The organism is Sphingobium sp. S6 (assembly GCF_905120495.1).
Classification (GTDB): domain Bacteria; phylum Pseudomonadota; class Alphaproteobacteria; order Sphingomonadales; family Sphingomonadaceae; genus Sphingobium; species Sphingobium agri.
Map to the genome: position 1 here is coordinate 596,294 of NZ_CAJHOG010000002.1, position 24,001 is coordinate 620,294.

Annotated in this window: 20 protein-coding genes; 6 read left to right on the top strand and 14 right to left on the bottom strand. The window is 63.2% G+C overall.

Translation table 11 applies throughout. The features are described 5' to 3' along the window. Positions 1–61 precede the first annotated feature (61 nt). The 6 genes from SPHS8_RS10015 to SPHS8_RS10040 all read right to left on the bottom strand — a co-directional run bounded on the left by SPHS8_RS10015 (position 62) and on the right by SPHS8_RS10040 (position 6,912). Positions 62–961, bottom strand: coding sequence for an efflux RND transporter periplasmic adaptor subunit (locus SPHS8_RS10015; RefSeq protein WP_201515352.1), 900 nt, complete (start codon positions 959–961; stop codon positions 62–64). After that, the gene (locus SPHS8_RS10020) at positions 958–1,173 is read right to left on the bottom strand and encodes a DUF1656 domain-containing protein (protein ID WP_097090634.1); all 216 of its coding nucleotides are present in this window, start codon (positions 1,171–1,173) and stop codon (positions 958–960) included. Before SPHS8_RS10020 ends, SPHS8_RS10015 begins: the two co-directional genes overlap by 4 nt. Beyond that, positions 1,170–3,221, bottom strand: coding sequence for an FUSC family protein (locus tag SPHS8_RS10025; RefSeq protein ID WP_201515353.1), 2,052 nt, complete (start codon positions 3,219–3,221; stop codon positions 1,170–1,172). Before SPHS8_RS10025 ends, SPHS8_RS10020 begins: the two co-directional genes overlap by 4 nt. Beyond that, complete coding sequence (locus SPHS8_RS10030; RefSeq protein WP_201515354.1) at positions 3,218–3,667, bottom strand: MarR family transcriptional regulator; 450 nt, start codon at positions 3,665–3,667, stop codon at positions 3,218–3,220. The genes SPHS8_RS10025 and SPHS8_RS10030 overlap by 4 nt, the downstream gene beginning before the upstream one ends. 110 nt (positions 3,668–3,777) lie before the next feature. Continuing rightward, the gene (locus tag SPHS8_RS10035; RefSeq protein ID WP_097092627.1) at positions 3,778–4,080 is read right to left on the bottom strand and encodes a hypothetical protein; all 303 of its coding nucleotides are present in this window, start codon (positions 4,078–4,080) and stop codon (positions 3,778–3,780) included. A 21-nt stretch (positions 4,081–4,101) separates the two neighbouring features. Then, positions 4,102–6,912 (bottom strand): M16 family metallopeptidase, encoded by a 2,811-nt coding sequence (locus SPHS8_RS10040; protein ID WP_236575070.1) that lies wholly within the window; start codon positions 6,910–6,912, stop codon positions 4,102–4,104. Between the two features lie 290 nt (positions 6,913–7,202). Here SPHS8_RS10040 and clpB point away from each other — a divergent pair, with 290 nt between their 5' ends. Then, positions 7,203–9,782: an ATP-dependent chaperone ClpB gene (gene clpB, locus SPHS8_RS10045; RefSeq protein ID WP_201515356.1), complete on the top strand. Its 2,580-nt coding sequence runs from the start codon at positions 7,203–7,205 to the stop codon at positions 9,780–9,782. A gap of 48 nt (positions 9,783–9,830) precedes the next feature. Here clpB and SPHS8_RS10050 read toward each other — a convergent pair whose 3' ends face one another. From SPHS8_RS10050 to xseA, 4 genes are all read right to left on the bottom strand, one after another. Beyond that, on the bottom strand, positions 9,831–12,902 hold the full coding sequence (locus tag SPHS8_RS10050; RefSeq protein WP_236575071.1) for a TonB-dependent receptor plug domain-containing protein: 3,072 nt from the start codon (positions 12,900–12,902) through the stop codon (positions 9,831–9,833). A gap of 324 nt (positions 12,903–13,226) precedes the next feature. After that, positions 13,227–14,060: a M23 family metallopeptidase gene (locus tag SPHS8_RS10055; RefSeq protein ID WP_201515357.1), complete on the bottom strand. Its 834-nt coding sequence runs from the start codon at positions 14,058–14,060 to the stop codon at positions 13,227–13,229. Continuing rightward, the gene (locus tag SPHS8_RS10060; RefSeq protein WP_097090628.1) at positions 14,057–14,269 is read right to left on the bottom strand and encodes a DUF2093 domain-containing protein; all 213 of its coding nucleotides are present in this window, start codon (positions 14,267–14,269) and stop codon (positions 14,057–14,059) included. Before SPHS8_RS10060 ends, SPHS8_RS10055 begins: the two co-directional genes overlap by 4 nt. 33 nt (positions 14,270–14,302) lie before the next feature. Beyond that, on the bottom strand, positions 14,303–15,808 hold the full coding sequence (gene xseA / locus SPHS8_RS10065; RefSeq protein ID WP_201515358.1) for an exodeoxyribonuclease VII large subunit: 1,506 nt from the start codon (positions 15,806–15,808) through the stop codon (positions 14,303–14,305). Positions 15,809–15,815: 7 nt separating this feature from the next. Between xseA and purD the strand changes: the two genes are divergently transcribed. Next, positions 15,816–17,093 carry a phosphoribosylamine--glycine ligase gene (gene purD / locus SPHS8_RS10070; protein WP_201515359.1) on the top strand — a complete coding sequence of 426 codons (1,278 nt, stop codon included), beginning with the start codon at positions 15,816–15,818 and terminating at the stop codon, positions 17,091–17,093. Positions 17,094–17,168: 75 nt separating this feature from the next. Further along, a complete protein-coding gene (locus tag SPHS8_RS10075) occupies positions 17,169–17,684 on the top strand; it encodes a hypothetical protein (protein WP_201515360.1) in 516 nt (171 codons plus the stop codon). Between the two features lie 60 nt (positions 17,685–17,744). On the opposite strand, the gene SPHS8_RS10080 is transcribed toward SPHS8_RS10075, so the two are convergent. The 4 genes from SPHS8_RS10080 to mutY are packed head-to-tail and all read right to left on the bottom strand — an operon-like array spanning position 17,745 to position 21,874. Further along, entirely contained in the window at positions 17,745–18,542 is a 798-nt protein-coding gene (locus SPHS8_RS10080; protein WP_201515361.1) for an inositol monophosphatase family protein, read from the bottom strand. Next, positions 18,529–19,875 carry a TldD/PmbA family protein gene (locus SPHS8_RS10085; protein WP_201515362.1) on the bottom strand — a complete coding sequence of 449 codons (1,347 nt, stop codon included), beginning with the start codon at positions 19,873–19,875 and terminating at the stop codon, positions 18,529–18,531. The genes SPHS8_RS10080 and SPHS8_RS10085 overlap by 14 nt, the downstream gene beginning before the upstream one ends. A 39-nt stretch (positions 19,876–19,914) precedes the next feature. Further along, positions 19,915–20,817 carry an NAD(+) diphosphatase gene (gene nudC / locus SPHS8_RS10090; RefSeq protein ID WP_201515363.1) on the bottom strand — a complete coding sequence of 301 codons (903 nt, stop codon included), beginning with the start codon at positions 20,815–20,817 and terminating at the stop codon, positions 19,915–19,917. After that, positions 20,807–21,874, bottom strand: a complete 1,068-nt coding sequence (gene mutY / locus SPHS8_RS10095; protein ID WP_201515364.1) for an A/G-specific adenine glycosylase — start codon at positions 21,872–21,874, stop codon at positions 20,807–20,809. Before mutY ends, nudC begins: the two co-directional genes overlap by 11 nt. Before the next feature lie 26 nt (positions 21,875–21,900). Here mutY and SPHS8_RS10100 point away from each other — a divergent pair, with 26 nt between their 5' ends. The 3 genes from SPHS8_RS10100 (at position 21,901) to SPHS8_RS10110 (ending at position 23,994) form a co-directional block, all read left to right on the top strand. Continuing rightward, on the top strand, positions 21,901–22,443 hold the full coding sequence (locus tag SPHS8_RS10100; RefSeq protein WP_201515365.1) for a DUF721 domain-containing protein: 543 nt from the start codon (positions 21,901–21,903) through the stop codon (positions 22,441–22,443). A 99-nt stretch (positions 22,444–22,542) separates the two neighbouring features. Further along, positions 22,543–23,214 (top strand): thioredoxin domain-containing protein, encoded by a 672-nt coding sequence (locus SPHS8_RS10105; RefSeq protein WP_201515366.1) that lies wholly within the window; start codon positions 22,543–22,545, stop codon positions 23,212–23,214. Between the two features lie 45 nt (positions 23,215–23,259). Then, on the top strand, positions 23,260–23,994 hold the full coding sequence (locus tag SPHS8_RS10110; protein ID WP_201515367.1) for a thioredoxin domain-containing protein: 735 nt from the start codon (positions 23,260–23,262) through the stop codon (positions 23,992–23,994). Positions 23,995–24,001 lie beyond the last annotated feature (7 nt).

Here is a 24,001-nt window from a genome sequence, read left to right on the forward strand (position 1 = left end):
GAGATGAGCGGCTCGTTCAAAAAGCCCGAACGCAGGTGAGTATGAATTACTGATATCGCCCTCACGCATGGCGGCAGCTCCCCGCCCGATCCTTCTCCACGGGTTCCACCGTCACCGTCGCCGTACGCCCAGCGATCAGGCGCACGCTGGCCGGCACCTTGTTGAGCTTCACCCGTACCGGAATGCGCTGTGCCAACCGCACCCAGGAAAAGGTCGGCTGCACCGTCGGCAGCAAATTGCCCGAATCACTGCGCGTCGTGTCGTTGATGCCATAGGCGATGCTCTCCACCCGCCCATGCAGGTCCGCCGCTTCCCCCATCAGCCGCACTGTCACCGGCGCGCCGACGCACACCAGCGGCAGCTTGGTCTCCTCGAAATAGCCCTCCACCCGCAAACTGTCGCGATCCACCAGCGCCATGGCCTGCTTGCCCGCCGCCACATAGTCGCCGACATGCAGGTCGAGGTTGGTCACAACGCCGTTTACCGATGCCGTCACCTGAGTGCGTTTCAGATTGAGCGCGGCGGCATCGCGGCTGCTCATTGCCTGCGCAAGCGCCGCGTCAGCCGTGGCAACCCGCGCGACATTCTGCTCATGCGCCTCCGCCGCCACCAGATCGCCCAGCGCCAGATCGCGCTTCGCCTCCCGCCGCGCCTGGCCCAGTGTCGCCCTTGCGCTCGCTACCTGCGCGTCGGCCTGTTGCAGCGCGAGTGCATAGCGGGGCCGGTCGATGACGAACAGCAGATCGCCCGCCTTCACTTCCTGATTGTCCCGCACCGCGACGGACGTGACCAGCCCGCCAATGTCCGGCGTCACCCGCACCACATCGGCGCGCACGCGCCCGTCGCGCGTCCACGGGCTTCGCTCATAATGGTTCCACATGGCGATGGCGGCGATGACAGCCAGTGCGACGAGGATGATGGTGGCGGCGCTGCGCGCCAGCCCGCTGGAAAGACGGTTCATGGACGAATCCCAAGGAAGGGGAGAAGGAGGCTGAGGCCGCCCAGCACCAGGACGAAGATGCTGAGGTCGACGATCGCCCGATAGGCAAGGAAACGGTAGAGCCCGAAGGCGCCTATCAGCCGCGTGACACCCCAGCTGATGACCAGCGCCATCACGCCCAGCAGCAGCAGGGTCGGCATGAACACCCCACCCAGGGCGATCTCGCCGGTCATGCCGCCATCCTCCGATAGGGTGGCCCTGCTGGAAACAGGTTCCGCCTCAGGCTGACGAGCGCCAGCACGCCTTGCCTGCGCACCGCCGCGCTCTCATTGTCCGACAGCGCGTCCACGGCATGGTCAATCCCGGTCAGCAGCGCCGGTTCCGCAGGCTGTGGCGCGTCCGGGTCCAGCCCGCGATAATGGCGGGCGACGCCCGACAGCACCTCCGCCAGCGGCTGCCCCTCTTGCGCCGGCAATGTCAGCCGCAACTGCCGCAATTCGCCGATGGCGACGCCGGTGCGCAGATCGCGCAGCGCATGGAACAGCAGGTCGCCTCCGTCCCGCCGCGCGGTCGCCAGCCGTGGCGCCAGCAGAGCGATGCGGTCGAGCATCCGGTTTATCCAGCCGCGCACATCGGGCGTGGTCATCATCGTGCTGCGCGTGGCCAGGTCGGCCCATGTGGCGCGGATCGTTCGCCGGATGGCATTTTCGACCCCCGCCGACTGCAACAGCCCGGCCATGATGATCGCGAACCAGACCCCTACCAGCTGCGCGATCGTGCCATTCAGGAACGCCGCGAACTCGCCGACATAGCGATCGGCGATCAGCGCGGGACTCCCGAGCCCGAGCAGCACCGGCAGGGCGATACCGGAAAAGCGCGGCGATCCCAGCATTGCGCCCAGCGCCAGCAGCATCGGCGCGAAGGCGGCGGCCAGCATCGGAAAGCCGTCCAGCCGGGGCAGGATCGCATAGCCATAGACCGCCGCCAGTGCAGAGGCGATCAGGGTGCCCATCATGAAACCCTTGATCGGCGCAGCGGGATTGTCCGACCCGGCGAACAGCGCCAGGAAAACGCCCGCCAGCATGACCGCCGTGCTGCCGTCGGTCCAGCCGCTGCCGATCCACAGCGCGCAGCCGGTGATGATGGTGACGAAGGCACCGAACGCGCCTCGCGCGGCACCGGCAACGTCCCTGTGCAGCTCACGACTGCGCCTTCCCTCCAGCAGTTCGGCCACGCGGGGCGTCACCGGTTCCCGGCTGTGGATGGCCATCTGTTCATACAGGTCCCGGCAGTCGCGATGCGCGGCGATCAGCGTGGCGAGCCGCGCGAACAGGCTCATCCGCATCATCTCGCCCCAATCCATGTCGCGCCGGGCCGCCGGTTCCATCGCGGCGCAACGGTCGATCAGCGCCTGCGCCGCCGCGCTGCGCTCCGCCCGGTCCTCCCCCGGCGCGGCGAGCCAATCCCGCACATCGGCGATCAGCGCCTGCGTTTCGGGCGGCACCACGCCGCCGCTCGCGCTTTTCAGTGCCGCCAGCCTGTCCTCGACCGCCGCGCCAAGGGGCAGCAATTGGGCCAGTTCATCCTGCAGGGCGCGCACTGTCCGCACGCGCGGCGCAAGGCGGGACGTGTCGAACGGCAAGTGGATCGACAGCTGGTGCAGTTCGCTGATGTCCTGCGCCAGCCTGCGCCGCTCATCCTCCAGCCCCTCGACGGGATGGATGGCGATGGCGTCATGTGACCATCGCTCGGCATCGGCCAGCATCGCCTTCACCCGCGCGAGCAGCACGTTGCTGACCGATCCGGGAAATATGACGCTATGCACCAGGCTCGCGCTGGCGATGCCGATCATGATCTCCTGCACGCGCAGGCTCGCCACGGTGAAGATCGTGTCCGGCGCATCGACGCTGGGAAAGACGATGAGGCAGGCGGTATAGCCCGCCAGAACGAACATATAGGCGCGTGGGGTGCGGTCGAGCAGCGACACGAACACGCAGAGCGCCAGCCACGACGCCATCGCCAGCGACAACAGTTCCGGCGCGTTGACGAGCGGCGGCACGATCGCGACGGCGAACGCGCCGCCGGCCATGGTGCCGATCACCCGGAACAATCCCTTCGACACCACGGCGCCCGCCATGGGCTGGGCCACGATATAGGATGTCAGGAACGCCCAATAGGGCCGCTCCAGCCCGATGCTGAGCGCAACGAACAGCGCCAGCATGCTGGCCGCGAAACATTTCAGGGAAAAAAGCGCCGCGGGCCAGCCGAAGCGTGCGCTCATGCCTGTTGGCGGCGCTCGGCGATGCGGCGGCCGAGCAGCTCCATGAGGTTTACGGTGATCTCGATCGCGGCGTCCGGCACGCCGTCGAGCAGTTCGCGGCGCAGATTGTCGAGCCGTTCTTCGATCCGGCCCGCCAGTTCCTTGCCGGTAGGAGTGAGGGCAATGCGGTTCGATCGCTTGTCGTCGGGGTTGGGAACCCGCTCCACCAAAGCCATCGCCTCCAACTGATCCAGCGTACGCACCAGCGATGGTTGAGTGATCCCCAGCTGTTCAGCCAGGTCGGCCTGCCGCGCCTCCGGCTCCATCCTGGACAGATGCACCAGGCACCAGCCCGCGCTGTTGGATACGCGAAACTCCGCCAGCGCCTCATCCGCCAACATGCGCCAGTTACGCGCCACCTGCGGCATCTTGTGCGCCAGCGCCCGCTTCATTTCCGATCTCGACATGGCGCTTAGATAGCTAACTAACACCCCTGTTCAAGTCTGCACCCCGTTAATCCGCCACTTCATTAATGCATTTAAATTCCGGGAGCTTCAAAACTCCCGGAATCCGTGGCTCAAACCCGCCGCGTCCCGGAAAAACCAGCCGCCCCGAACGCACCCAACTGCATCGTCCCGTTGATGCTGTCTCCGCTGACTTCCGCCTCACAATCCATCGTGATCGGCATCGGCATGGTCATGTTCATCTTCCAGCTGAGCTTGTTCCCCTGAACCTTGCCCTCGGCAACATCCAGCGATCCCATCATGCCCGCGAAGGTCCCGTGAAAGCTGTCGCCCGAGCTGATGACGGTCAGCACGCCCTTCTGCTCACCCAGCGGCGTTTTCGCCACGCAATCATAAGCTCCATCGACACCTGCCATCTTCATTCTCCTTATCAACCCTCAATCCGCGAGCGTGCCCGTCTCGACCGGCAGCCCGACAGCGTCAAGCTGCGGCCGCACCAGTTTCGCGTCACCAACCACCACCCAGATCAGCCGATCAGGATCGATCGCCTCACGCGCCGCCTTGTCCAGGTCAACGGGCGTCATCGCCCGATAGATCCCCGGCAGCTTTTCATAAAAATCATCAGGCCGCCCCAGCAGCCAATTGCGCATCATCGCCCCCAGCAGGTCGGATGAGGTTTCAAAGCTGCCCGGCAGAGACAGTATCTGGCTGTTGATCGTCTGGTTCCGTTCGGCGGCCGTCGTGCCCTTGCTCGTCAGAAATTCGGCGATGTCCTTGCGCGCGGCAATGATCGAATCGCCAGTCTTGTCGGTTTGCACCGGCGCATAGACGAGCAGCGGGATCGTTTCCTTGACCCCCGGCATGCTGGTGCCGGCGGAATAGGCCCACCCCTTGGTTTCGCGCAGATCCATGATCAGACGGGATGTCGAACTGCCGCCAAGCACCTCATTGGCGGTCAGCAGGGTCAGCGGATTGTCGGTCCCGCGCTTGCCCGTGAGCAGTCCGGCCAGGATCAGAGACTGGGGGCTTTGCGGCTTGTCGACCAAGATGATCCGTGCTGGCCGCATCATCCTGTCCATGCGAAACAGCTTGCTGCCTCTCTCTCCCTGCGGAGATTTCCAGTCGCCGAAGCGCTTCTCCAGCAGCGGCAGGATCTCGGCCAATGTCGTGTCGCCTGTTACGAAAATGGTCGCATTGTCGGGCCGTAGCCATTTGCCGTGGAAGGCGGCCAAGTCCGCCCGCGTCACCGCCTTGACGCCGCTTTCCGTCCCCGATCCCGTGAACGGGATGCCATAGGGGTGCGCCTGCCCATAGAGGAGCGGCGGCAGCAGGCGCTGCGCGATCGGCATGGGCTCGGTCTTTTCAGCAGCGATCCGCGTCAGCACTTGACCGCGCAGACGCTCCACCTCTTTCGGATCGAAAGCGGGATTGCGGATCACGTCCGCCAGCAGTTCGAGCGACGCGTCCAGATTTGGCTTCAACGCATAGAGGCCGACATTGGTCGTATCCATGCCGTTGCCCGCGCTTATCGATGCGCCCAGCCTCTCCTGCTCCTCGGCGATCTGGATCGAGTTACGGCTCCTGGTCCCCTCGTCGAGCAAGGCAGTCACCAATCCGGCCGTGCCTAGCTTTGCCTTGTCATCGGCGGCATTACCCGCGTCGAACGCAACCGATACTCGGACCACCGGCACGGTCGCCCGGCGCGCGAACAGGATGGGAATCCCATTCTTCAAGGTGGCATGCTCCACCTCTGGAAACTCCAGGTCCTTGACTGGCTCAATGGCAGGTTCAGGGACCTTGGTTGGCGGCGGCGTGCCAGCGGAGGGGGCGGGCTTCTTCGGGTCCCGGAAGAAGGCAGGGCGATGGGTCGCGTTGCCCGCAAGCGCATTATCTTCAGCCGAGCGCTCACCCGGCGCGACGGTCAGGCGGAACACTGGCCGCCCCAGCCATTTCCGGGCAGCCGCACCGACGGACTGTGGTGTTGCCGCAGCATAGAGCACAAGGTCCTTCTTATATTTCCCCGGATCGCCGGAATAAACGGCGCCTTCCGCCAGGGTCACAGCCTTGCCGCTGAACCCGCCGACTTTCTCAAGACCGCCGATCGTGCCGGAAAGCTGACGGGTGGCCGCGCGTTGCACCTCATCGGCGGTCGGCCCCTTGGCAAGATAGTCAGCCAGCAACTGGTCGAGCCGCCTTCCCACGGCCGCAGCATCCTGCCCCGGTTTCACATCGACAGTAATTTCGGCGATGCTCAGCTTTTCAAAAGGCTGGATGCTTGCGCTCACGCCTACGGCGACTTTTTCGCCGCGGACCAGGATATTGTCGAGCCGCGATGATTTGAGCCCGCCAAACACCGCCATCGCGAGATCCAGCTGTGGCAGGTCGGCGGAATTGACGCCGGGCACGATCCAGTTGCGATAGAGCCGGGTCGCCGCGACATTGTCGTGCATCAGCTTTTCAGCGTCTCGCGGCAAGGTTGGGACGGTCGCATCCACATCCTTTGGAACCGGGCCGGATGGAATGGCTCCAAACCATTTTTCCACCTTTGCCTTCGCCGTCGCCACATCGATGTCGCCAGCAAGCACAAGAACGGCGTTGTTGGGCCCATAATGGGTCTTGAACCAGTTCTGCACGTCCGCCAGGCTGGCCGCGTTCAGGTCAGCCATCGAACCGATGGTCGAGTGACGATAGGGATGGCCTACCGGCAACATGGCGGCAAGCTGCGCATATTCGACAAGGCCGTAGGGCTGGTTTTCGCCCATGCGCTTTTCATTCTGAACGACGCCGCGCTGCGTATCCAACTTCGCCTGCGTTACCGCGCCGAGCAGATGGCCCATGCGGTCGGCTTCAAGAAACAGCGCGCGGTCGAGCGCACCGGTCGGGACCGTTTCGAAATAATTGGTGCGGTCGAACCAGGTCGTCCCGTTCCAATCGGTCGCGCCGATATCCTCCAGGCGCCCGAAGAAAGGGCCGTCCGCATTTTCCGAGCCGTAGAACATCAGATGTTCGAACAAATGGGCAAAGCCGGTCTTGCCTGCCGGTTCAAAGCGCGAACCCACATGATACCAGACCGACACTGCGACGACGGGCGCTTTCCGGTCGGTATGAACGATCACGCGAAGGCCATTCTTTAGCGTGAACTGCTCATAGGGAATATTCACGGCTGCGACCAAGCTGGAAAGCGCCGCGGGTGCCGCTGCATTCGTTTTCGCCGGAGCAGCCGACATGGCCGGAACCGGAACTGCCATGGCCGTAACAGCCAAGGAGCAAAGGCCGAGCGTCAACGGACGGGGGAAGAATCTCATGAAGCGCCCTCATCAAGGTCGGGGTCATAGCCGCAGAACCGGCCAGTGATTGCAGCAACATAGCGGCGAAGGTCGACGGCGCAACAGGCATCGCCTACCTGCGGATGGCGGCCCGCATTGGAGCAAACGGGTTCGTGGTGGATTTTTGACCGATGGCAACGATATTTGCGTAGCGCCTCTTGTGTTGCTTTTATGCAACATTACATCGTGGCAAGTTTCACGAAGGGCTTCTTATGAACCTCGATAAATTCACTGATCGCGCCAAGGGATTCCTCCAGTCGGCGCAGACCGTCGCGATCCGTATGAGCCATCAGCGGATAAGTCCCGAGCATCTGCTCAAGGCGTTGTTGGAAGACAATCAGGGCATGGCGTCCGGCCTTATCAAGGCGGCGGGCGGCGACCCGGCGGTCGCATTACGCGAAACCGATGCGGCTTTGGCCAAGGTGCCTGCCGTTTCGGGCAGCGGGGCGCAGCAGACGCCGGGGCTCGACAATGATGCCGTTCGGGTGCTGGACAGCGCGGAGCAGGTGGCGGCGAAGGCTGGCGACAGCTTTGTGACAGTCGAACGGCTGTTGCTGGCGCTGACGCTGGCAACCACGAGCATGGCGGGCAAGGCGCTGGCCGCAGCGGGCGTGAAGGCGGAGGCACTGAACGCGGCGATCAACAATCTGCGCGGTGGGCGCACCGCCGATACTGCTGGCGCGGAAGATCGTTACGACGCGCTCAAGAAATTCGCGCGTGACCTGACCGAGGCGGCGCGGGAGGGCAAGCTCGATCCCGTGATCGGCAGGGACGAGGAAATCCGGCGGACGATCCAGATCCTAGCGCGGCGGACCAAGAATAATCCTGTGCTGATCGGCGACCCTGGCGTCGGCAAGACCGCGATCGCCGAAGGCCTCGCGCTGCGCATCGCCAATGGGGACGTACCCGACACTCTGAAAGACCGTACGCTGATGGCGCTCGACATGGGGTCGCTGATCGCGGGCGCCAAATATCGCGGCGAATTTGAAGAACGCCTCAAGGGTGTCCTTGACGAGGTGAAAGCTGGCGAAGGCCAGATCGTCCTGTTCATCGATGAGATGCACACGCTTATCGGCGCGGGCAAGTCTGAGGGCGCGATGGACGCGGGCAACCTCTTGAAGCCTGCCCTCGCGCGTGGCGAGTTGCACTGCATTGGCGCGACGACGCTCGATGAATATCGCAAATATGTCGAGAAGGACCCTGCGCTCCAGCGGCGGTTCCAGCCCGTGTTCGTGGGCGAACCAACGGTGGAGGACACCATCTCCATCCTGCGCGGGCTCAAGGAGAAATACGAGCTGCACCATGGCGTGCGGATAACTGATGGCGCGATCGTGTCAGCGGCAACGCTCAGCAACCGCTACATCACCGACCGTTTCCTGCCGGACAAGGCCATCGACCTTATGGACGAGGCGGCTTCGCGGCTCCGGATGGAAGTGGAGAGCAAGCCCGAGGAGATTGAGACGCTCGACCGGCGGATCATCCAGCTCAAGATCGAGCGCGAGGCTCTGCGCAAAGAGACTGACAAGGCGTCGAAAGATCGGTTGGAGGCGCTTGAGGAAGACTTGGCCAATCTGGAGGAGCAATCCGCCACGCTGACGCAACGCTGGCAGGCGGAGAAGGACAAGATCGCAGGCGAAAGCAAGCTGAAGGAACAGCTCGAAGCCGCGCGCGTCGAGCTGGAGCAGGCGCAGCGAGCCGGCGACCTCACCAAGGCGGGCGAACTTGCCTATGGCCGCATCCCTGAACTGGAGCGCAAGATCGCCGAAGTAGAGGGCGCGACCGAAGACGCGATGCTGCGCGAGGAAGTGACGAGCGAGGATATCGCCTCCGTCGTGTCACGCTGGACCGGCATTCCCGTCGACAAGATGATGGAGGGTGAGCGCGAGAAGCTGCTGGCCATGGAGGAGGAACTTGGAAAGCGCGTGATCGGGCAGGCCGATGCGGTGAAGGCCGTGTCAACCGCAGTGCGACGTTCGCGCGCGGGCTTGCAGGACCCGAACCGGCCGCTTGGGTCGTTCCTGTTCCTAGGGCCGACCGGCGTCGGCAAGACCGAGCTTACCAAGGCGCTCGCCGGATTCCTGTTCGACGACGATAGCGCGATGGTGCGGATCGACATGAGCGAGTTCATGGAGAAACATTCGGTCGCGCGGCTGATCGGCGCGCCTCCGGGCTATGTCGGCTATGAGGAGGGCGGCGTGCTCACCGAAGCGGTGCGGCGGCGGCCCTATCAGGTCGTGCTGTTCGATGAGGTCGAGAAGGCGCATGGCGACGTGTTCAATGTGTTGCTGCAGGTGCTGGACGACGGCCGCCTAACCGATGGGCAGGGCCGGACGGTGGACTTCACCAACACGATCATCGTGCTGACGTCGAACCTAGGTAGCCAGTTCATCGCGGGCCTTGCCGATGATGAACCGGTGGAGAAGGTCGAGGATCAGGTGATGGACATCGTCCGCGCGCATTTCCGGCCTGAGTTCCTCAACCGCCTCGACGAAGTGATCCTGTTCCATCGGCTGGGTGCAACGCACATGGCGCCGATCGTCGACATCCAGGTGGCGCGGATCGGCAAGCTGTTGAAGGACCGCAAGGTGACGCTGGACCTGACGGACGGCGCGCGAGCGTGGCTGGGGCGGGTCGGTTATGATCCGGTCTATGGCGCGCGGCCATTGAAGCGGGCGGTGCAGCGGTATCTGCAAGATCCGCTGGCGGACCTGATTCTGCGGGGCGAAGTGCCGGATGGATCACGAGTGCGCGTGGATGAAGGCGATGGAGCGCTGAAACTCAGCCTCGCATGAAAAAGGGGCGCCGGAGTGGCGCCCCTTTCTTCCTGAATATCCGCTTGCCTAGAAGTTGGCGCGGACGCCCAGCCGGTAAGCGCGGCCATAAATGCCCGTTCCACCCTGAACCGGGTTGTAGTTGTTCGCGCCATAGGTGACCGGATCGATAGGCGGCAGGTCGTCAAAGACATTGAGCACGTTCAGGTAGAGCGTGAAATTGTCATTGAGCTTGTAGCTGGTGGTGAGGTCGACAGTGACGTAGTCGTCAACGTTGCACTTCACGAAGCGGGGCGAGAGCAAGCCGCAACCGCCCGATGCACCGGGCCCTTCGACGTCTTCTGCCGAAAGGTTATATCCACCGAAGAATTCGGCAGTGGCAGATAGGGTCCACCTCTTCCATTCTAGCGTGTTGGTCCAGCTGCCGTGCCATTCGGGCGTGCCGGAACCCGCCGTCAGGCTGTAATTTCCGATCGTGCCTTCATAGCTTTCGCGGCTACCGTCTGCGAAGGTCGTGTCCAGATTGATGATGTAAGTTGCTTCCACTGAGCTGGTGAAACGCACATCGCCAAAATCGAACCTGCCAGTAGCGGCGAAGTCCAGGCCTTCGGACCGGATCGTCGTGGCGTTGATCAGCGGTGCCTGAACATAGGCGACACGGGGCAGAACGCCGGGATTCTGCGGATCAGGGGAGTCCTGAATGATGTTATACCCCGCCGGGATCGCTTGGCCCGAGTAGTAGGCCGCCAAAGCCGGGCCGAATGGGGCCGGAATGATCGCGCCCTTCTTCTTGATGTTATAATAGTCGACGCTGAGGCGGATGTTGCGGGTTGGCTCGAAGATCACGCCCGCTGTCCAACTGGTCGACTTTTCTGGTTTGAGGTCAGGGCTGGCCAATTGCGTCTGACCATAGCTGCTGGAGCTGAGATAGGTCGGGCAGCTGGTAAAAGTGTCCCGGGTACAACCAAATTGAGCCAGATAGGATTCGGGGAAGGTCGATGCAGTGTTGTTGACGAAGCCCGTTGTTGGCAGCGCATTCGCTTCTGCAAAGCTCGGAATGCGGAAGCCACGCGACCAGGTGCCGCGGAGCGTGAGCGCATCGATCGGCTTGTAGCGGAACCCAATCTTCGGCGAGAAAGCATCTTGACCGCTGTTATAATTGTCATAACGACCGGAAGCATTGACTTCGAAACCTTCGAACGCAGGCACGTTCAGTTCGAAGAAGCCCGACCGCACCACGCGTTCACCCTTTGTGCCGAAGGCATTGAGAACAAAATAGCGGTTTGTCGGACCTGCAAAGTCGGGGTTGGCGCTGGGGGCGTCGATCGCTTCCAGACGGATTTGACCACCAAAGCCAAGCTGCACTGGGCCTGCGGGTAGTTCAAACAGTGTGCCGTTAAAGCTGACCTGTGCGGCGTAAAGCTCCGACTTGGACTTGGTAATGTTGTCTGGCGCCAGATAATCGAGCACTGACTGGCTGTTCGACAGCGGATTGACGAAATTATAGCTGCCGTCGGCGACAACGTTCAGCAGATTTTGGATGTAAACGTAGCCTTTCGACGTGCGGGTGAGATCGGTGACCATGCCCACGACATCCGCCGCAAAGTTCCAGTTGTCGGTCACGGGTCCGGAAATCGAGAAGGCACCGCGATAAGTGCGGCTGAGCGTCTCATTATACTCGGTCAGGTTCGGAATGCGTCCGAGAATTCGTGCCTGCAATCCCTGTGCCGCAAAGGGGTTGTTGGGGTTAAGCGTGCCGTTGGTCGCATCGCAAGTCGCTTGCGGGAGACCATTGACCAAGGGGCAGACAAAGACCGGCAGCGCCAAGGCAAAGGAGCCAGGTGCGTTGGGGGGTCCGCTGTTGTACGTGCTGAATCGGGGGAAGGCGATGCCGGCGGGCCCATTGGCCCGGATGGTCGCCGGTTCGCCGGTATAGCTGACCTTGCTCTGCAGATAGTTGGCGGTGAAGGACGCTTCAATATCGTCCGTGACCGCGACAGTCGCCTTCAACGCACCGCCGAAGCGTTCGATACGTGGCGAAATGACGCCATATTGACGAACCAAATCACCTTGGCAGACGGTGGTCGGCGCAAAGGCATTCTGCTCCGTGTCCGCAAGTTCGGCCGCAGTGAGCGTGTAAGGCGTCTCCCCGGCAATACAGCCGGCGGCAGGATTGAGGAATTGATATCGGCCAAGCGGGTCATCGAGCGCGCTGTTGGAGTTGGTGGGCGCAACGAAGAAGGTCGTGGCAAACGAACGGCGGTCGCTCGACGAGGTCGCGTCTGCCCAGCCCACATAACCAGTGCTGGACGGGTTGATCGAACCGCCATTCGGGCCAACCTGCGGTCCGCAGACGCCGTCGCGGCAGATACCGGACAGATCCTGTGAATTATACGGATATGGTCGGTCACGATTATAAAGAGCGTTCTGGCGATACCAGAAGCCACTGGCGCAGATGTTGTAGCCATCACGGCCGAGGTCGCCGGTGCCCGCCGTCAGGCTGATGCGATAGTTTTCACCATCGCCGCGCTCGGTGAGGCCGCCTTCGATTCGGCCGCCGATGCCCTTGAACTGCTTTTTCGTAATGACGTTGATCACGCCCGCAATGGCGTCCGCGCCGTAGGTCGATGATGCGCCATCGCGCAGCACTTCGACACGGTCGACGATGTCGTCTGGAATAGTGTTGAGATCGACGAAGTTTCGCGTCGCGTCATCCGCGAGCGGATAATAAGCGGCGCGTTGACCATCGAACAGCACAAGCGTGGAACTGGTGGTCAGGCCGCGCAACGACACGGCAGATGCGCCGGCGGCGAAAGCGCCGTTGGCCGAAAAACTGTTCGTGAGCGCCGCGCCGTTGTTGGACGAAATGCGCTGAAGCGCTTCCTGGGTCGTCTGAATGCCGCGCTGTTCGAGCGACTCAGAGGTGAGAACGGAAACAGGCGAGGGCGTGTTGTTGACGTCCTGCCGCAAAATGGAACCAGTGACGACGATCGTAGCCTCCGGTTCTTCAGCCACCGTACCGGCCGGAGTATCCTGCGCAAAGGCAGGGGCGGCGAGCGCCGCAAAGCCCGCGCCCGCGCATGCGAGCGCCTGCAGCGCCGCGCTATTGCGCAGCCACGCATTGTTCGAGAGTTTCTTCACAATCCAGTCCCTTGCTCTGGAGCGACGCAAGCGAACCTGCGTCCTTTGTTTGACGCATGAAGAGGGGCATTGGAGCCCGACAGCAAACCCCTCTTCATCCGTGCTGTGCGACAGTCTGCGCAGTCGTTTTATGCGTGTAAAGCAATGCTACAGACACACAGGCACTTTGCTGTTGCACTGTCGTAAATTTGCCACATCTTAGCAAAAGGCTACTTTGCAGCTGTTCAACAACATTGTTGGCCAAGGGAGCAGTTCGGTAGAACTTTGATGCTCCACGGGTGCGGCTAGTGGCGCTAAGTTGCGCGATTGCATCGCCCATTCCTGCTAAGGCATAGGGCCTGCGAGAAGAAGCGGGTCGATCCGCGCCTCGTTCCACCGCATACCCCAATGAAGGTGGGGGCCCGTCGCGCGGCCGGTTGCGCCCACGGCGCCGATGCGCTGACCTTGGCGGACGCTTTGCCCAAGCTTCACATCGATGCGGGACAGATGAAGGAAAGCGCTGCTGAGACCATGACCATGGTCGATCATCAGCAGATTGCCCTCAAGCGTGAATGGCCGGTCAGCGGCCAGAACCACGACGCCGTCGGCAGGAGCAAGGACTGGATCTCCGGTCGACCCCGCGACATCGATGCCGCCATGATAGGCGCCCGGCACGCCTTGGTAAACGCGCTGCGATCCGAACAATCCGGAAATACGGCCGACCCGGGGCCACAGGAAGCGCTGGCGCCAACCAGTCGCGCCTGTGTCCACGCTGCGCGCTGCGGCGATCCGGGCCAGTTCGGGCCGGCGAAGCGCAAGATAGGCTTCATTATCCCGCACAGGGCGAAGTGCCGTGTTGACCCGCTCTATCCGCCAAGCACGAGGGGCGACGTTGATGATCTGGCTAAGCATATGGCCATTGGCGAGGCGCGCGGTCAGGCGCGCCTGCGGCTTGGCGTCACGGTCGAAAGCGATGAGAAAGCGTCCGTCCCGATCGAACCGGACTGGCTGATCATCAAGGCGCAGTTCCGCTGTCGCGGCCGGCGCTGTGCCGATGAGGACGCCGCCTTGTTGTGCTTCACCATCAAGGATGATGCCGGTAATGAAGTTGGAGGTTGGATCTTTTGCCGCCCCCACACTGCCTATCATCAACAGGAGCGCGACCGCCCAACGCCTCATCGCAGGCCGCGCGCCTTCAGTTCAGCCTGCGCCGAGGCTTCCGCGCTAGCATAAGGCTCCTGCCGGGCGATGCTCCAATAGCGCAGATCGTCGAGGGGGATTTTTTGCCCAGTGACCGCGCACACGACATGATCGCCCGCCTGCAGCACACGGAAGCTGTAGGCCATATAGTGGAGACGGGCCGGACGATCGCGATTGGACATCAGCATGAGATCAAACGGCCTTCTTCTTGGTCATGCAAATCAGGAGAACAAATCCTGTTGGCGATTTTCCCCTCTCTCCTGCGCTTTGCGAGAAGAGCGTGATGAAGGGGATATAGCTTGCGGCGGTGCCATCTCAAGGGTTGGCGATGTAGATCTTGGTCCTACGTCTGCGCCGACTGCTCCGTCGCTGAAATGGAGCAACACGGCCCCCGCAGCTTGAGCTTCCGCGACCGATCTGACGAGTCGGCCTTCCGCCATCACCCGAGCAAAACCACGCGCAAGCGGCAAGTCAGGGTTGACCGAAACGAACAGGCGGGAAAGCCTGTCAAAGGCAGTGGCGCGGTCACGAAAAACGCGCGACAGATAGTCCGGGCGGAGCCGTTGACGATCAAGCCGCTCTTTAGCGCGGGCCAGATGCTGGTGCAGGAGAGCCGGTCGCAGAGCGCCACCCGCTTGATTGAGATGTGCCCGCGCGTCCGACACGCGATAACGCAGGCAGTTGCCAAGGTCGCCGGACAATTGGTCGAGCCGCTGACGTTGCGGAGCCAGCAGCATGTCTGGCGTCGGCATGAGCCGGGCCTGCATCTCCAGCCGTTCGCGGGCTTGCGCAGCACCGCGCCGCACGGCCCTGTCCATGCGCAGCCCTTGCTCAGTCAGCATCGCCATCAGATCGGCGCGAACAGGCACCGCCATCTCCGCAGCGGCGGTCGGAGTGGGCGCGCGCATGTCGGCGGCATAGTCGCAAAGCGTCGTGTCCGTTTCGTGGCCAACGGCGGAGATGACCGGGATCGAACAATCGGCCACCGCCCGCACGACGATTTCCTCGTTGAAGCTCCACAAATCCTCGATGGAGCCGCCGCCACGCGCAACGATCACCAGGTCGGGGCGCGGCAGGGGGCCTCCGGGCTGCATTGCCGAAAAGCCGCGAACCGCACGGGCGACCTGGTCGGCTGCGCCCTGCCCTTGCACCAGAACTGGCCAGAGCAACACATTGGTGGGGCAACGATCTTCCAGCCTGTGGAGGATGTCCCGGATCACCGCGCCGGTTGGCGAGGTGACGACGCCGATGGTGCGAGGCATGAACGGGATCGCCCGCTTGGCGGAGCGGTCGAACAACCCCTCGGCGGCGAGCTTTGCCTTCAGCTTTTCGAGCAGCGCCATCAGCGCGCCTTCGCCCGCCAGTTCCATGCGGTCGATCACGATCTGATATTTGGAGCGGCCCGGATAGGTGGTTAGCTTGCCGGTGGCGATCACCTCGACGCCGTCCTGAGGCGCGAACGGCAACCGTTGCGCTCCGCCCTTCCACATCACTCCATCTATGACCGCATTGTCGTCCTTCAGGCACAGATACAGATGGCCCGATGCAGCGCGCTTGAACCCCGAAATCTCGCCACGCAGACGAACATGACCAAAGCGGTCCTCGACCGTGCGCTTCAGCACGGCGGACAATTCGCTCACCGAAAGCGGCGGCGCGTTGTCCCCCGCCCTTTCCTCCGCTAACAGGCGGCCCGACACATCGAAACCAGCTTCATATTCCGGGGACATGGGCGAAATGAACATCCTTTTGTTGGGCAGCGGCGGCCGCGAACATGCTCTGGCCTGGAAGCTGGCACAATCGCCTAGCCTCACGACCCTTTATGCCGCACCGGGCAACCCCGGCATAGCCCAGCATGCGACGTTGGTCGATCTGGATGTCACCGATCATCGCGCGGTGGTCGATTTCTGCCTGCGCCACTCCATCGGACTGGTGGTGATCGGGCCGGAAGCGCCGCTGGTCGACGGCCTTGCCGATAATCTTCGGGTGAAGGGATATCCGGTATTCGGGCCGGGCAAGAAGGCGGCGCAGCTGGAGGGGTCCAAGGGTTTCACGAAGGATCTGTGCAAGCGCGCCGGCATCCCCACCGCTGCCTATGAGCGCGTCCACAGCAAGGACGGCGCGATTGCAGCGCTGGCCGATTTCGGGCTGCCCGTCGTCATCAAGGCAGATGGCCTGGCAGCGGGCAAGGGCGTCATCATCGCCGAAACGCACAGCCAGGCCGTCGAGGCGATAGAGGATATGTTCTCTGGCGCATTTGGCGCAGCGGGCGCGGAAGTTGTGCTGGAAGAATTCATGATCGGTGAAGAGGCGAGCTTCTTCGCGCTCACCGACGGCAGCGCGATCCTGCCATTCGGTTCCGCCCAGGACCATAAGCGCGTCGGCGATGGCGACACCGGTCCCAATACCGGCGGTATGGGCGCCTACAGCCCAGCGCGGGTGCTGACGCCCGAACTGGAAGCCGAAGTCGTAGAGAAGATCATCCGGCCGACGGTGGAAACGCTGGCGGCTGAAGGGACGCCCTATTCCGGCGTTCTCTATGCCGGGCTCATGCTGACGGACGAGGGCCCCAAGCTCATCGAATATAATGCGCGCTTCGGGGACCCGGAATGCCAGGTTCTGATGATGCGCTTTGACGGCGATCTGGTGGACCTGTTGCTTGCCGTTGCTCAGGGACGGCTCGCGGAGCAGGGCCCGGTGAAGCTGGCTGACCGGACGGCTTTGACCGTAGTGATGGCAGCAAATGGTTATCCCGGCACGCCTGAAAAGGGCGGGGCGATTGCCGGCATCGATGCGGCAGAAGCAGGCGGCGCGCTGGTCTTCCATGCTGGCACCGCAGCAAAGGATGGCACGCTGGTCGCCAATGGCGGACGCGTGCTGAACGTCACCGCCAGCGGCCACAGCGTCAGTGAAGCCCAGGCTGCCGCTTATCGCGCAGTAGATGCGATCGAATTCCCGACGGGCTTCTGCCGCCGGGACATCGGATGGCGCGAAGTTGAACGCGAGGGGCAGTGAGAGACCTGCAACACGGCCTCTTGCTCATTCCCGTCGAGCGCCACTAGATAAAGGCTGAAAGCTGGAGGGAGCGCGATGCAGGAATTCTTCATGGACTATGGCCTTTGGCTGCTGATCGGATTGCTCGTCCTGATCGGCGTCATATTCCTGCTCGCGGGGCGCAAGGCCTCGGTTGACTCGCCTGCCGCCGAACGGCCCGCCGTGGTCGAGAAGGAAGCGGCGCCGATAGCTGCGGCCATTCCAGAGCCGGTAACGCCCGCTCCCCCGATTATTGCGGCCGAGCCCCAGCCGTTAGTCGCACCAGTGGCACCCCCGCCAATCGCGTCTCAGGCCACCGCCCCCGCGCAAGGCGGTCAGGACAATCTGTTGAGAATGAAGGGCGTCGGACCAAAGCTCAACCAGCTGCTTATCGAACTGGGTGTCACCCGCTATGAGCAGATCGCCAATTGGACCGACGCTGACTTAACGGCGATCGACGCGAAACTCGGCAACTTCAAAGGGCGTCCGGTCCGCGATCAGTGGATCGATCAGGCGAGATATCTCGCTGCGGGAGATTTCGCCGGTTTCGAAGCCAAGTATGGCAAGCTCTAAGCCGAGAGCGCTGCGGCTGACGTCAGCCCAATTCTTCCAACAACCGGCACAGGCCGCGCGCTAAGCCCGCCCCAGCAACTCACGCGCGCGGGGGGCGAGGCGGTTGGTGGCGGCTTCGTGGATGCCTGGGGCCGTGCAAAGCAGACCGAAGGCGGTGGGTTCGGGGCGATTAAAGGACAGGGGATCGCCGAGCGCGTCGGTGACTATTGCGCCCGCTTCCTGTGCGATCAGGGCGGCTGCGGCGACGTCCCATTCATTGCCCCAACGGACAGTGGCGACGATATCGGCTTCGTCAGCGGCGACCATCGCCATCCGCAGGGCGATGCTGTTGGGTTTGTGGACGGCGCGAAGATCGCTGTCGTGACGGGGCAGATGGTCGGCGGGCACGCGGGCGCCCGGCAGGATCATGCGCGAACCGGCGGTGAGGGTTCGGCCGTTTCGAGTAGCGCCCTCCCCTACCTTGGCAATCCACAACTCATTGCGCGCGGGCGCAGCGAGTATTCCTATGCTTACCGCCCCATGTTCGACCAGTGCGACCGAAACCGCCCATCCAGGACGCCCACGCAAATAGTCGCGGGTGCCATCGATTGGATCGACGACCCAGACGCGGGCAAGGTCCAGCCGGTGAACGGTATCGGCGGTTTCTTCGGACAACCATCCGGCCGCAGGATCGATGAGGCTGAGGCTCTGGCGGAGCATGACGTCGATTTCGAGGTCCGCTTCGCACACGGGATGGCCCGGGACTTTTTCCCATTGGCGCACCTGGGTCTGCCCGCCCGCCCAGAGGGTAAGCGCCCGGTCAGCCGCATCCGATACCGCGCCGACGAGCGCACGCAGATCGATCTCAGCCCCCGGCAACGGTCATCCCGTCGATGCGGATAGTTGGCACGTTCATGCCATAGCGAAATACAAGGTCGTTTGCAGGAACAAGGACGCGGAACATGTCCTTGAGATTGCTGGCGATGGTGATTTCGGACACCGGCCGGGTGATTTCGCCATCCTCGATCAGGAAACCGGCCGCGCCGCGGCTATAATCCCCCGTGACGCCGTTGACGCCCATGCCGATCAATTCTGTGACATAGATGCCGCGCTTGATGTCCGCCATGAGCTCGGCTGGCGAGACGCTGCCCGGCTCCATATGGACGTTGGTGACACCAGCGCCAGGCGCGCCGCTGCCGCCCCGGCTCGCATGACCCGTGGGTTCTAGGCCGAGCTGGCGGGCGGAGGCGCTGTCCATCAGCCAGCCGGTCAGCACGCCCTTGTCAATCAAGGCGCTGCGAGCGACGGGAAGCCCTTCCCCGTCAAAAGGACGCGAACGCAGGCCGCGCGGGCGCAGCGGATCGTCGATGATGGTGATGGCCCTGTCGAACAGTGTTTCTCCGAGGGAGTCGAGGAGGAAGCTCGACCGCCGCGCAATGGCAGCGCCGACCATCCCGCCGATCAAGTGGCCGAGCAGGCCGGAGCCAATGCGCGGATCGAAGAGAACGGGCAGGACGCCGCTTTCAATCTTGGCGGGATTGAGGCGAGCAACCGCCCGCTCCCCGGCGCGCTGGCCGATCGCCATGGGATCATCAAGGTCGTCCAGGTAGCGCGCACTGTGACTGGCATGGTCACGCTGCATATCCGCGCCCGTGCCTGCGAGGACGCTGGCCCAGGTCGAATGGCTGGTGCCCGCATAAGCGCCGGCAAAGCCGTGGCTGGTTGCGAGCGCAACCTGGCTTCGGCCGTTCGATGCCCCGCCGCCCTCACTGTTCGTGACGCCCGACACGCCGCGAGCGGCTTCTTCCGCCTCAAGAGCGCGGGCGCGCAGCAGCGCAGGTTCCGGGTCGCTCGGGTCGGCTATATCGAGTTCCGGCAAGCTGCCGCGTAACAGCCGATCTTCGGGCGCGAGTCCCGCATAGGGGTCCTCCGGTGCCTCCCGCGCCATGGCGATGCAGCGGTCGACCAGCGTAGCAAGGGTGGCTGGATTCATGTCCGAAGCAGCGATGCTGGCGGAGCGCTGGCCGACGAAAAGGCGCAGGCCGATTTCCTCACCTTCGGACCGCTCGACATCCTCCAGCGCGCCAAGGCGTACGGCTACAGTGGTGGAGGCATTGCAGGCATAGATGGCATCTGCCGCATCAGCCCCTGCCCTGCGTGCCGCCGTCACCAGATCCTGCGCGCGCGACTGGGCTTCTTCGAGGCTGAGCATATGTGCGGGGCGTTCCTGATAAGGGGTCGGGCTTTGGCCTTACGCGCTTGGGCCGGGCGGGGCAACCTGCGCATCAGCCCAATGCTTAAGCAGATGATGCGCGACCGCCATGGGCGGCGGCGCGGTGAAGGGTGCGTCGGCCTTACCCGCCAGAGCCGCGTGAACACCCCCCGCATCGCACCAGAAGGCATGCTGGATTTCAGTCTCGTCCAGCTTCAACGCATCATCGTCGGCCTGGCCGATGCAGGCGATCATGAGCGAGGAGGGGAAAGGCCAGGGCTGGCTCATCACATAGCGGACGGAATGGACGGTGATGCCCGCTTCTTCCTTGATCTCCCGCATGACCGCTTCTTCGATCGTCTCACCAGGCTCGACGAAGCCTGCGAGGGCGGAATAAAAGCCTTCGGGCCAGCTATGCTGCCGCCCCACAAGCACGCGGCCCTCATGCTCGGCAAGCATGATGACGACCGGGTCGACACGGGGGAAATGCTCCGCGTTGCAGGCGCCGCAACGGCGTGCCCATCCGGCCTTTTCGGGCGATGTGCGCGATCCGCACACCGAGCAGAAGGGGTGACGGCCATGCCAATGGACGAGGCTGCGAGCCGCGCCATAGAGCGCAACTTCGTCGGCCGGGATTTCAGTGACGATGGCACGGCTACGGGGGCTGGGGAAGAAATTGCTGCCGACTTCCTGAGCAAGGCGGACGAAGACCGGGCGCTGTTCGTCGTCGAGGCCGAGCAGCAGATGATCGTCAAGTCTGGCGTCTGTCGCGACCGGCTCCATCAGCAGATGGCCATCCTGCGTGACGGGATCCAATCCATCGAGCACGAGGCAACGCGCGCCGGGCGAAGCGAGGGCTTGCGCTGCCTGATCGGGGTTCATGCGAATATAATCCGCCCTGTCGAGACGACCGCCGACATAGCCAAGCTGCTCAAGGGGCATGTGCTTCACTCTCCTTCATCGCCACATCTGCCGCGCGACGGAACAAGGTCGGCAATCCCGCCTCTTCCAACCGGGCGAGCGGCCACCATTCCCCTTCGCCGGGAGGTATGCTTTCATTTGCCACATGGGCGACATGGACGGTCAAGGCCAGCGAGAAATGGGTGAAGACATGGCCGACAGGTTGGGAAGCTGTTTTCCATTCAGCCGCCATGGGTGGGGCGGCGGTGGGCGCGTCGCTCCAGTCCGAAGAAGGGAGCGCGCGCATGCCGCCAAGCAGGCCCTTGGACGGACGGCGAATTAGCCAGACATGGCCGTCCGGTCGCTCGATCCACCAGCCATGGCCCAGGCGGTGCGGCTTTGCCTTCTTCGCGGCCTTGACCGGAAAGGCGGTTGGATCGGCGGTGTGGAAGGCCGCACAATCCTGGCGCAACGGGCAGATGCCGCAGGCAGGGTTGCGGGGCGTGCAGATGGTCGCGCCAAGGTCCATCATCGCCTGGGCAAAGTCGCCAGCACGCACATCGGGGGTAATGCGATTGGCGGCAGCGCGGATCGCGGGACGCGCTGCGGGCAACGGGGTATCGATCGCAAACAGGCGAGCAACCACGCGCTCCACGTTGGCATCCACCACGACGGCGCGGCGGCCAAAGGCGATCGCCGCCACCGCAGCGGCGGTATAAGCGCCGACGCCGGGAAGGGCGCGCAACCCATCTTCATCGCCCGGAAAGAGGCCGTCATGCTGCTGCGCCACGGCGCGGGCGCAGGCGAGCAGGTTGCGGGCGCGGGCATAATAGCCAAGGCCCGCCCATGCCGCCATGACATCGGCATCCTCGGCTGCCGCAAGTGCTTGGACCGTGGGCCAGCGGGCCGTGAACTTTGCGAAATAAGGGGCGACCGCCGCCACCGTCGTTTGCTGAAGCATGATCTCGGACAGCCAGACTCGATAGGGATCTGTTGCGTTGCTCCGGGGCGGCGCGCGCCATGGCAGGCGGCGGGCATGCACATCATAATGCGCGAGCAGATCTTCTGCGATTTTCTGCGGGGTCCCCTCGACGTGCATGGCCGCCCTATGCCATTAAGCGGCGCATGACGGAACGGCCCGCGACACCCAAATTGAAAAGCCGTGCAGAAGCGGCGGCCGAACGGCCCCGCGTCGGCGGCCCGCGTCAGATCGCCGACCTGATGCCGCAAATTGGCGCTGCGGCCTTTCGCAAGTTCGGTTTTGTCCAATCCAGCATCGTCACCCGCTGGGCCGAGATCGTCGGATCGCATTATGCGGAGATTTCCGCGCCCGAATCGATCCGCTTCCCCGTTGGCAAGAAGGCAGGCGGGACGCTCCAGCTCACGGTCATGAGTGGCCATGCTCCGATGATCCAGCATGTGCTGCCGGACATTATCGAGCGGGTGAACCGATTCTTCGGCTATGCCGCGGTGGCGAAGATCGCGATGAAGCAGGGTGAAGTACGTGGGACAGCGGCCGAGCGGCGGCCACCGCCGCGCAACTTGCGGCCAGTCCCGATCGAGCTCGGCGATTCGCTGCGGGATATCGGCGACCCGGAACTGCGCGCCGTGCTGGAATCCCTGGCACAGGGGCTTGCCAATTCGAACGGCTTGCCGAAAATCAGCTAGCAAAAAAAGGGCGTGGTTCTGACAGCTATGCTGCGACCGGTACTGCCGCCTGCATCAATTCAACAGCCGTACAGGGGCGGCGCTTCATTGGGTGATCGCATGATGAAACTCCGCTTTGCCGTGCTTGCTCCATTTGCCCTACCCTCCGTCCTGATGGCGGCTCCCGCTGCCAACTGGACCGCGCGGGTCGCGCTTTCACCCATCGGCGGCCATGTGCTCGGCAATCCTGCCGCACCGACGAAGCTGGTCGAATATGTAAGCTATACCTGTTCGCACTGCGCGCATTTCGTGGGCGAGGCGAGCGCACCCTTGAAGGCGAACTATGTGAAGGGCGGCAAGGTGAGCGTCGAAGTGCGCAATGCCGTGCGCGACAAATATGACCTTACCGCCGCACTGCTGGCGCGATGTGGAGGCCCAAGGCGCTTCTTTGGCAATCACGAGGCACTGTTTGCCAATCAGGACGCCTGGATGGCGCAGTTGCAGGCCTATGACCGCGGTGCCGCCAAGCCATCCGAGCAAATCCCCGCGCTCAAGGACATCGGGCGGAATACCGGGCTCTACACGTTGATGGGCAAGCGCGGCTTCACGCCCGCGCAGCTTGATGCGTGCATTGCCGATCCGACCGCGATGAAGCAGATATTGGCGATGACCGACGAGGCGTGGAACAAGGTGAAGATCGGCGGGACACCCGCCTTCACGATCAACGGGACGCGGGCCGGGGGGTCAAGCTGGACGAGCTTGCGCGATGCATTGCCCGCCGCCGCACAGTGAACTAAACCCCTGATACCGACGCCCGAGCAACGGAGCCTGCACCCAGTGAAAGCCATTATCGGACTTGCCCTTATCGCCCTCTCGCTGACCATTTCCGCCTGCGGGAAAAAGGACGCGGCCAGCAACTCTTCCGCCGAGCCCGTCGCCGCGGTTGCCGCGCCGGCAGGGACCAACTGGTCCAGCACAGTGACCGAAACGCCCGAGGGCGGGTTCGTCATGGGCAACCCGCAGGCGAAAGTGAAGCTGGTCGAATATGCGAGCTATACTTGCAGCCATTGCCGCGACTTTTCCGCCGAGGCGTCCGAGGAAATCCGCAAGATCGTCGATACTGGCAAGATGAGCTATGAATTGCGCAACTTCGTGCGCGATCCGATCGACATCTCTACTTCGCTCCTCGCCCGCTGCGGCGGCAAGGATGTCTTCTATCCGCTGAGCGAACAGTTCTTCGCCAACCAGAATGCCATGTTCGAAAAGGCGCAGGCGCTGGGCGATGCGAAATATCAGCAGTTGATGAGCAGCCCCCCGGCGCAGCGCTTCGGCAATCTCGCCGAAGCTGTCGGGTTGGTCGACTTCGCCAAGCAGCGCGGGATCGCGGAAGACAAGGCAAAGCAATGCCTTGCCGACACGGCGGCGGCTGAAAAGCTGGCCAAGGGTGTCGAGACCGCAAGCAATCAATATAAGATCGACGGCACGCCGACCTTCGTCCTCAACGATGTGAAGGTGGACAATGTCGCAAACTGGGCGACATTGCAGCCCAAGCTGAAGGAAGCGGGTCTCTGATTGACTG

What these genes read in the sequence shown, in the direction of transcription:
- SPHS8_RS10105 (WP_201515366.1), top strand. Translation starts at nt 22,543, where the DNA reads ATGATGAAACTCCGCTTTGCCGTGCTTGCTCCATTTGCCCTACCCTCC.
- nudC (WP_201515363.1), bottom strand. Translation starts at nt 20,817, where the DNA reads ATGCCCCTTGAGCAGCTTGGCTATGTCGGCGGTCGTCTCGACAGGGCG.
- SPHS8_RS10075 (WP_201515360.1), top strand. Translation starts at nt 17,169, where the DNA reads ATGCAGGAATTCTTCATGGACTATGGCCTTTGGCTGCTGATCGGATTG.
- SPHS8_RS10040 (WP_236575070.1), bottom strand. Translation starts at nt 6,912, where the DNA reads ATGGCAGTTCCGGTTCCGGCCATGTCGGCTGCTCCGGCGAAAACGAAT.
- SPHS8_RS10025 (WP_201515353.1), bottom strand. Translation starts at nt 3,221, where the DNA reads ATGAGCGCACGCTTCGGCTGGCCCGCGGCGCTTTTTTCCCTGAAATGT.
- clpB (WP_201515356.1), top strand. Translation starts at nt 7,203, where the DNA reads ATGAACCTCGATAAATTCACTGATCGCGCCAAGGGATTCCTCCAGTCG.
- purD (WP_201515359.1), top strand. Translation starts at nt 15,816, where the DNA reads ATGAACATCCTTTTGTTGGGCAGCGGCGGCCGCGAACATGCTCTGGCC.
- mutY (WP_201515364.1), bottom strand. Translation starts at nt 21,874, where the DNA reads ATGCACGTCGAGGGGACCCCGCAGAAAATCGCAGAAGATCTGCTCGCG.
- xseA (WP_201515358.1), bottom strand. Translation starts at nt 15,808, where the DNA reads ATGTCCCCGGAATATGAAGCTGGTTTCGATGTGTCGGGCCGCCTGTTA.
- SPHS8_RS10030 (WP_201515354.1), bottom strand. Translation starts at nt 3,667, where the DNA reads ATGTCGAGATCGGAAATGAAGCGGGCGCTGGCGCACAAGATGCCGCAG.
- SPHS8_RS10035 (WP_097092627.1), bottom strand. Translation starts at nt 4,080, where the DNA reads ATGGCAGGTGTCGATGGAGCTTATGATTGCGTGGCGAAAACGCCGCTG.
- SPHS8_RS10060 (WP_097090628.1), bottom strand. Translation starts at nt 14,269, where the DNA reads ATGCTGATGTCCAATCGCGATCGTCCGGCCCGTCTCCACTATATGGCC.
- SPHS8_RS10015 (WP_201515352.1), bottom strand. Translation starts at nt 961, where the DNA reads ATGAACCGTCTTTCCAGCGGGCTGGCGCGCAGCGCCGCCACCATCATC.
- SPHS8_RS10085 (WP_201515362.1), bottom strand. Translation starts at nt 19,875, where the DNA reads ATGCTCAGCCTCGAAGAAGCCCAGTCGCGCGCGCAGGATCTGGTGACG.
- SPHS8_RS10100 (WP_201515365.1), top strand. Translation starts at nt 21,901, where the DNA reads ATGACGGAACGGCCCGCGACACCCAAATTGAAAAGCCGTGCAGAAGCG.
- SPHS8_RS10020 (WP_097090634.1), bottom strand. Translation starts at nt 1,173, where the DNA reads ATGACCGGCGAGATCGCCCTGGGTGGGGTGTTCATGCCGACCCTGCTG.
- SPHS8_RS10055 (WP_201515357.1), bottom strand. Translation starts at nt 14,060, where the DNA reads ATGAGGCGTTGGGCGGTCGCGCTCCTGTTGATGATAGGCAGTGTGGGG.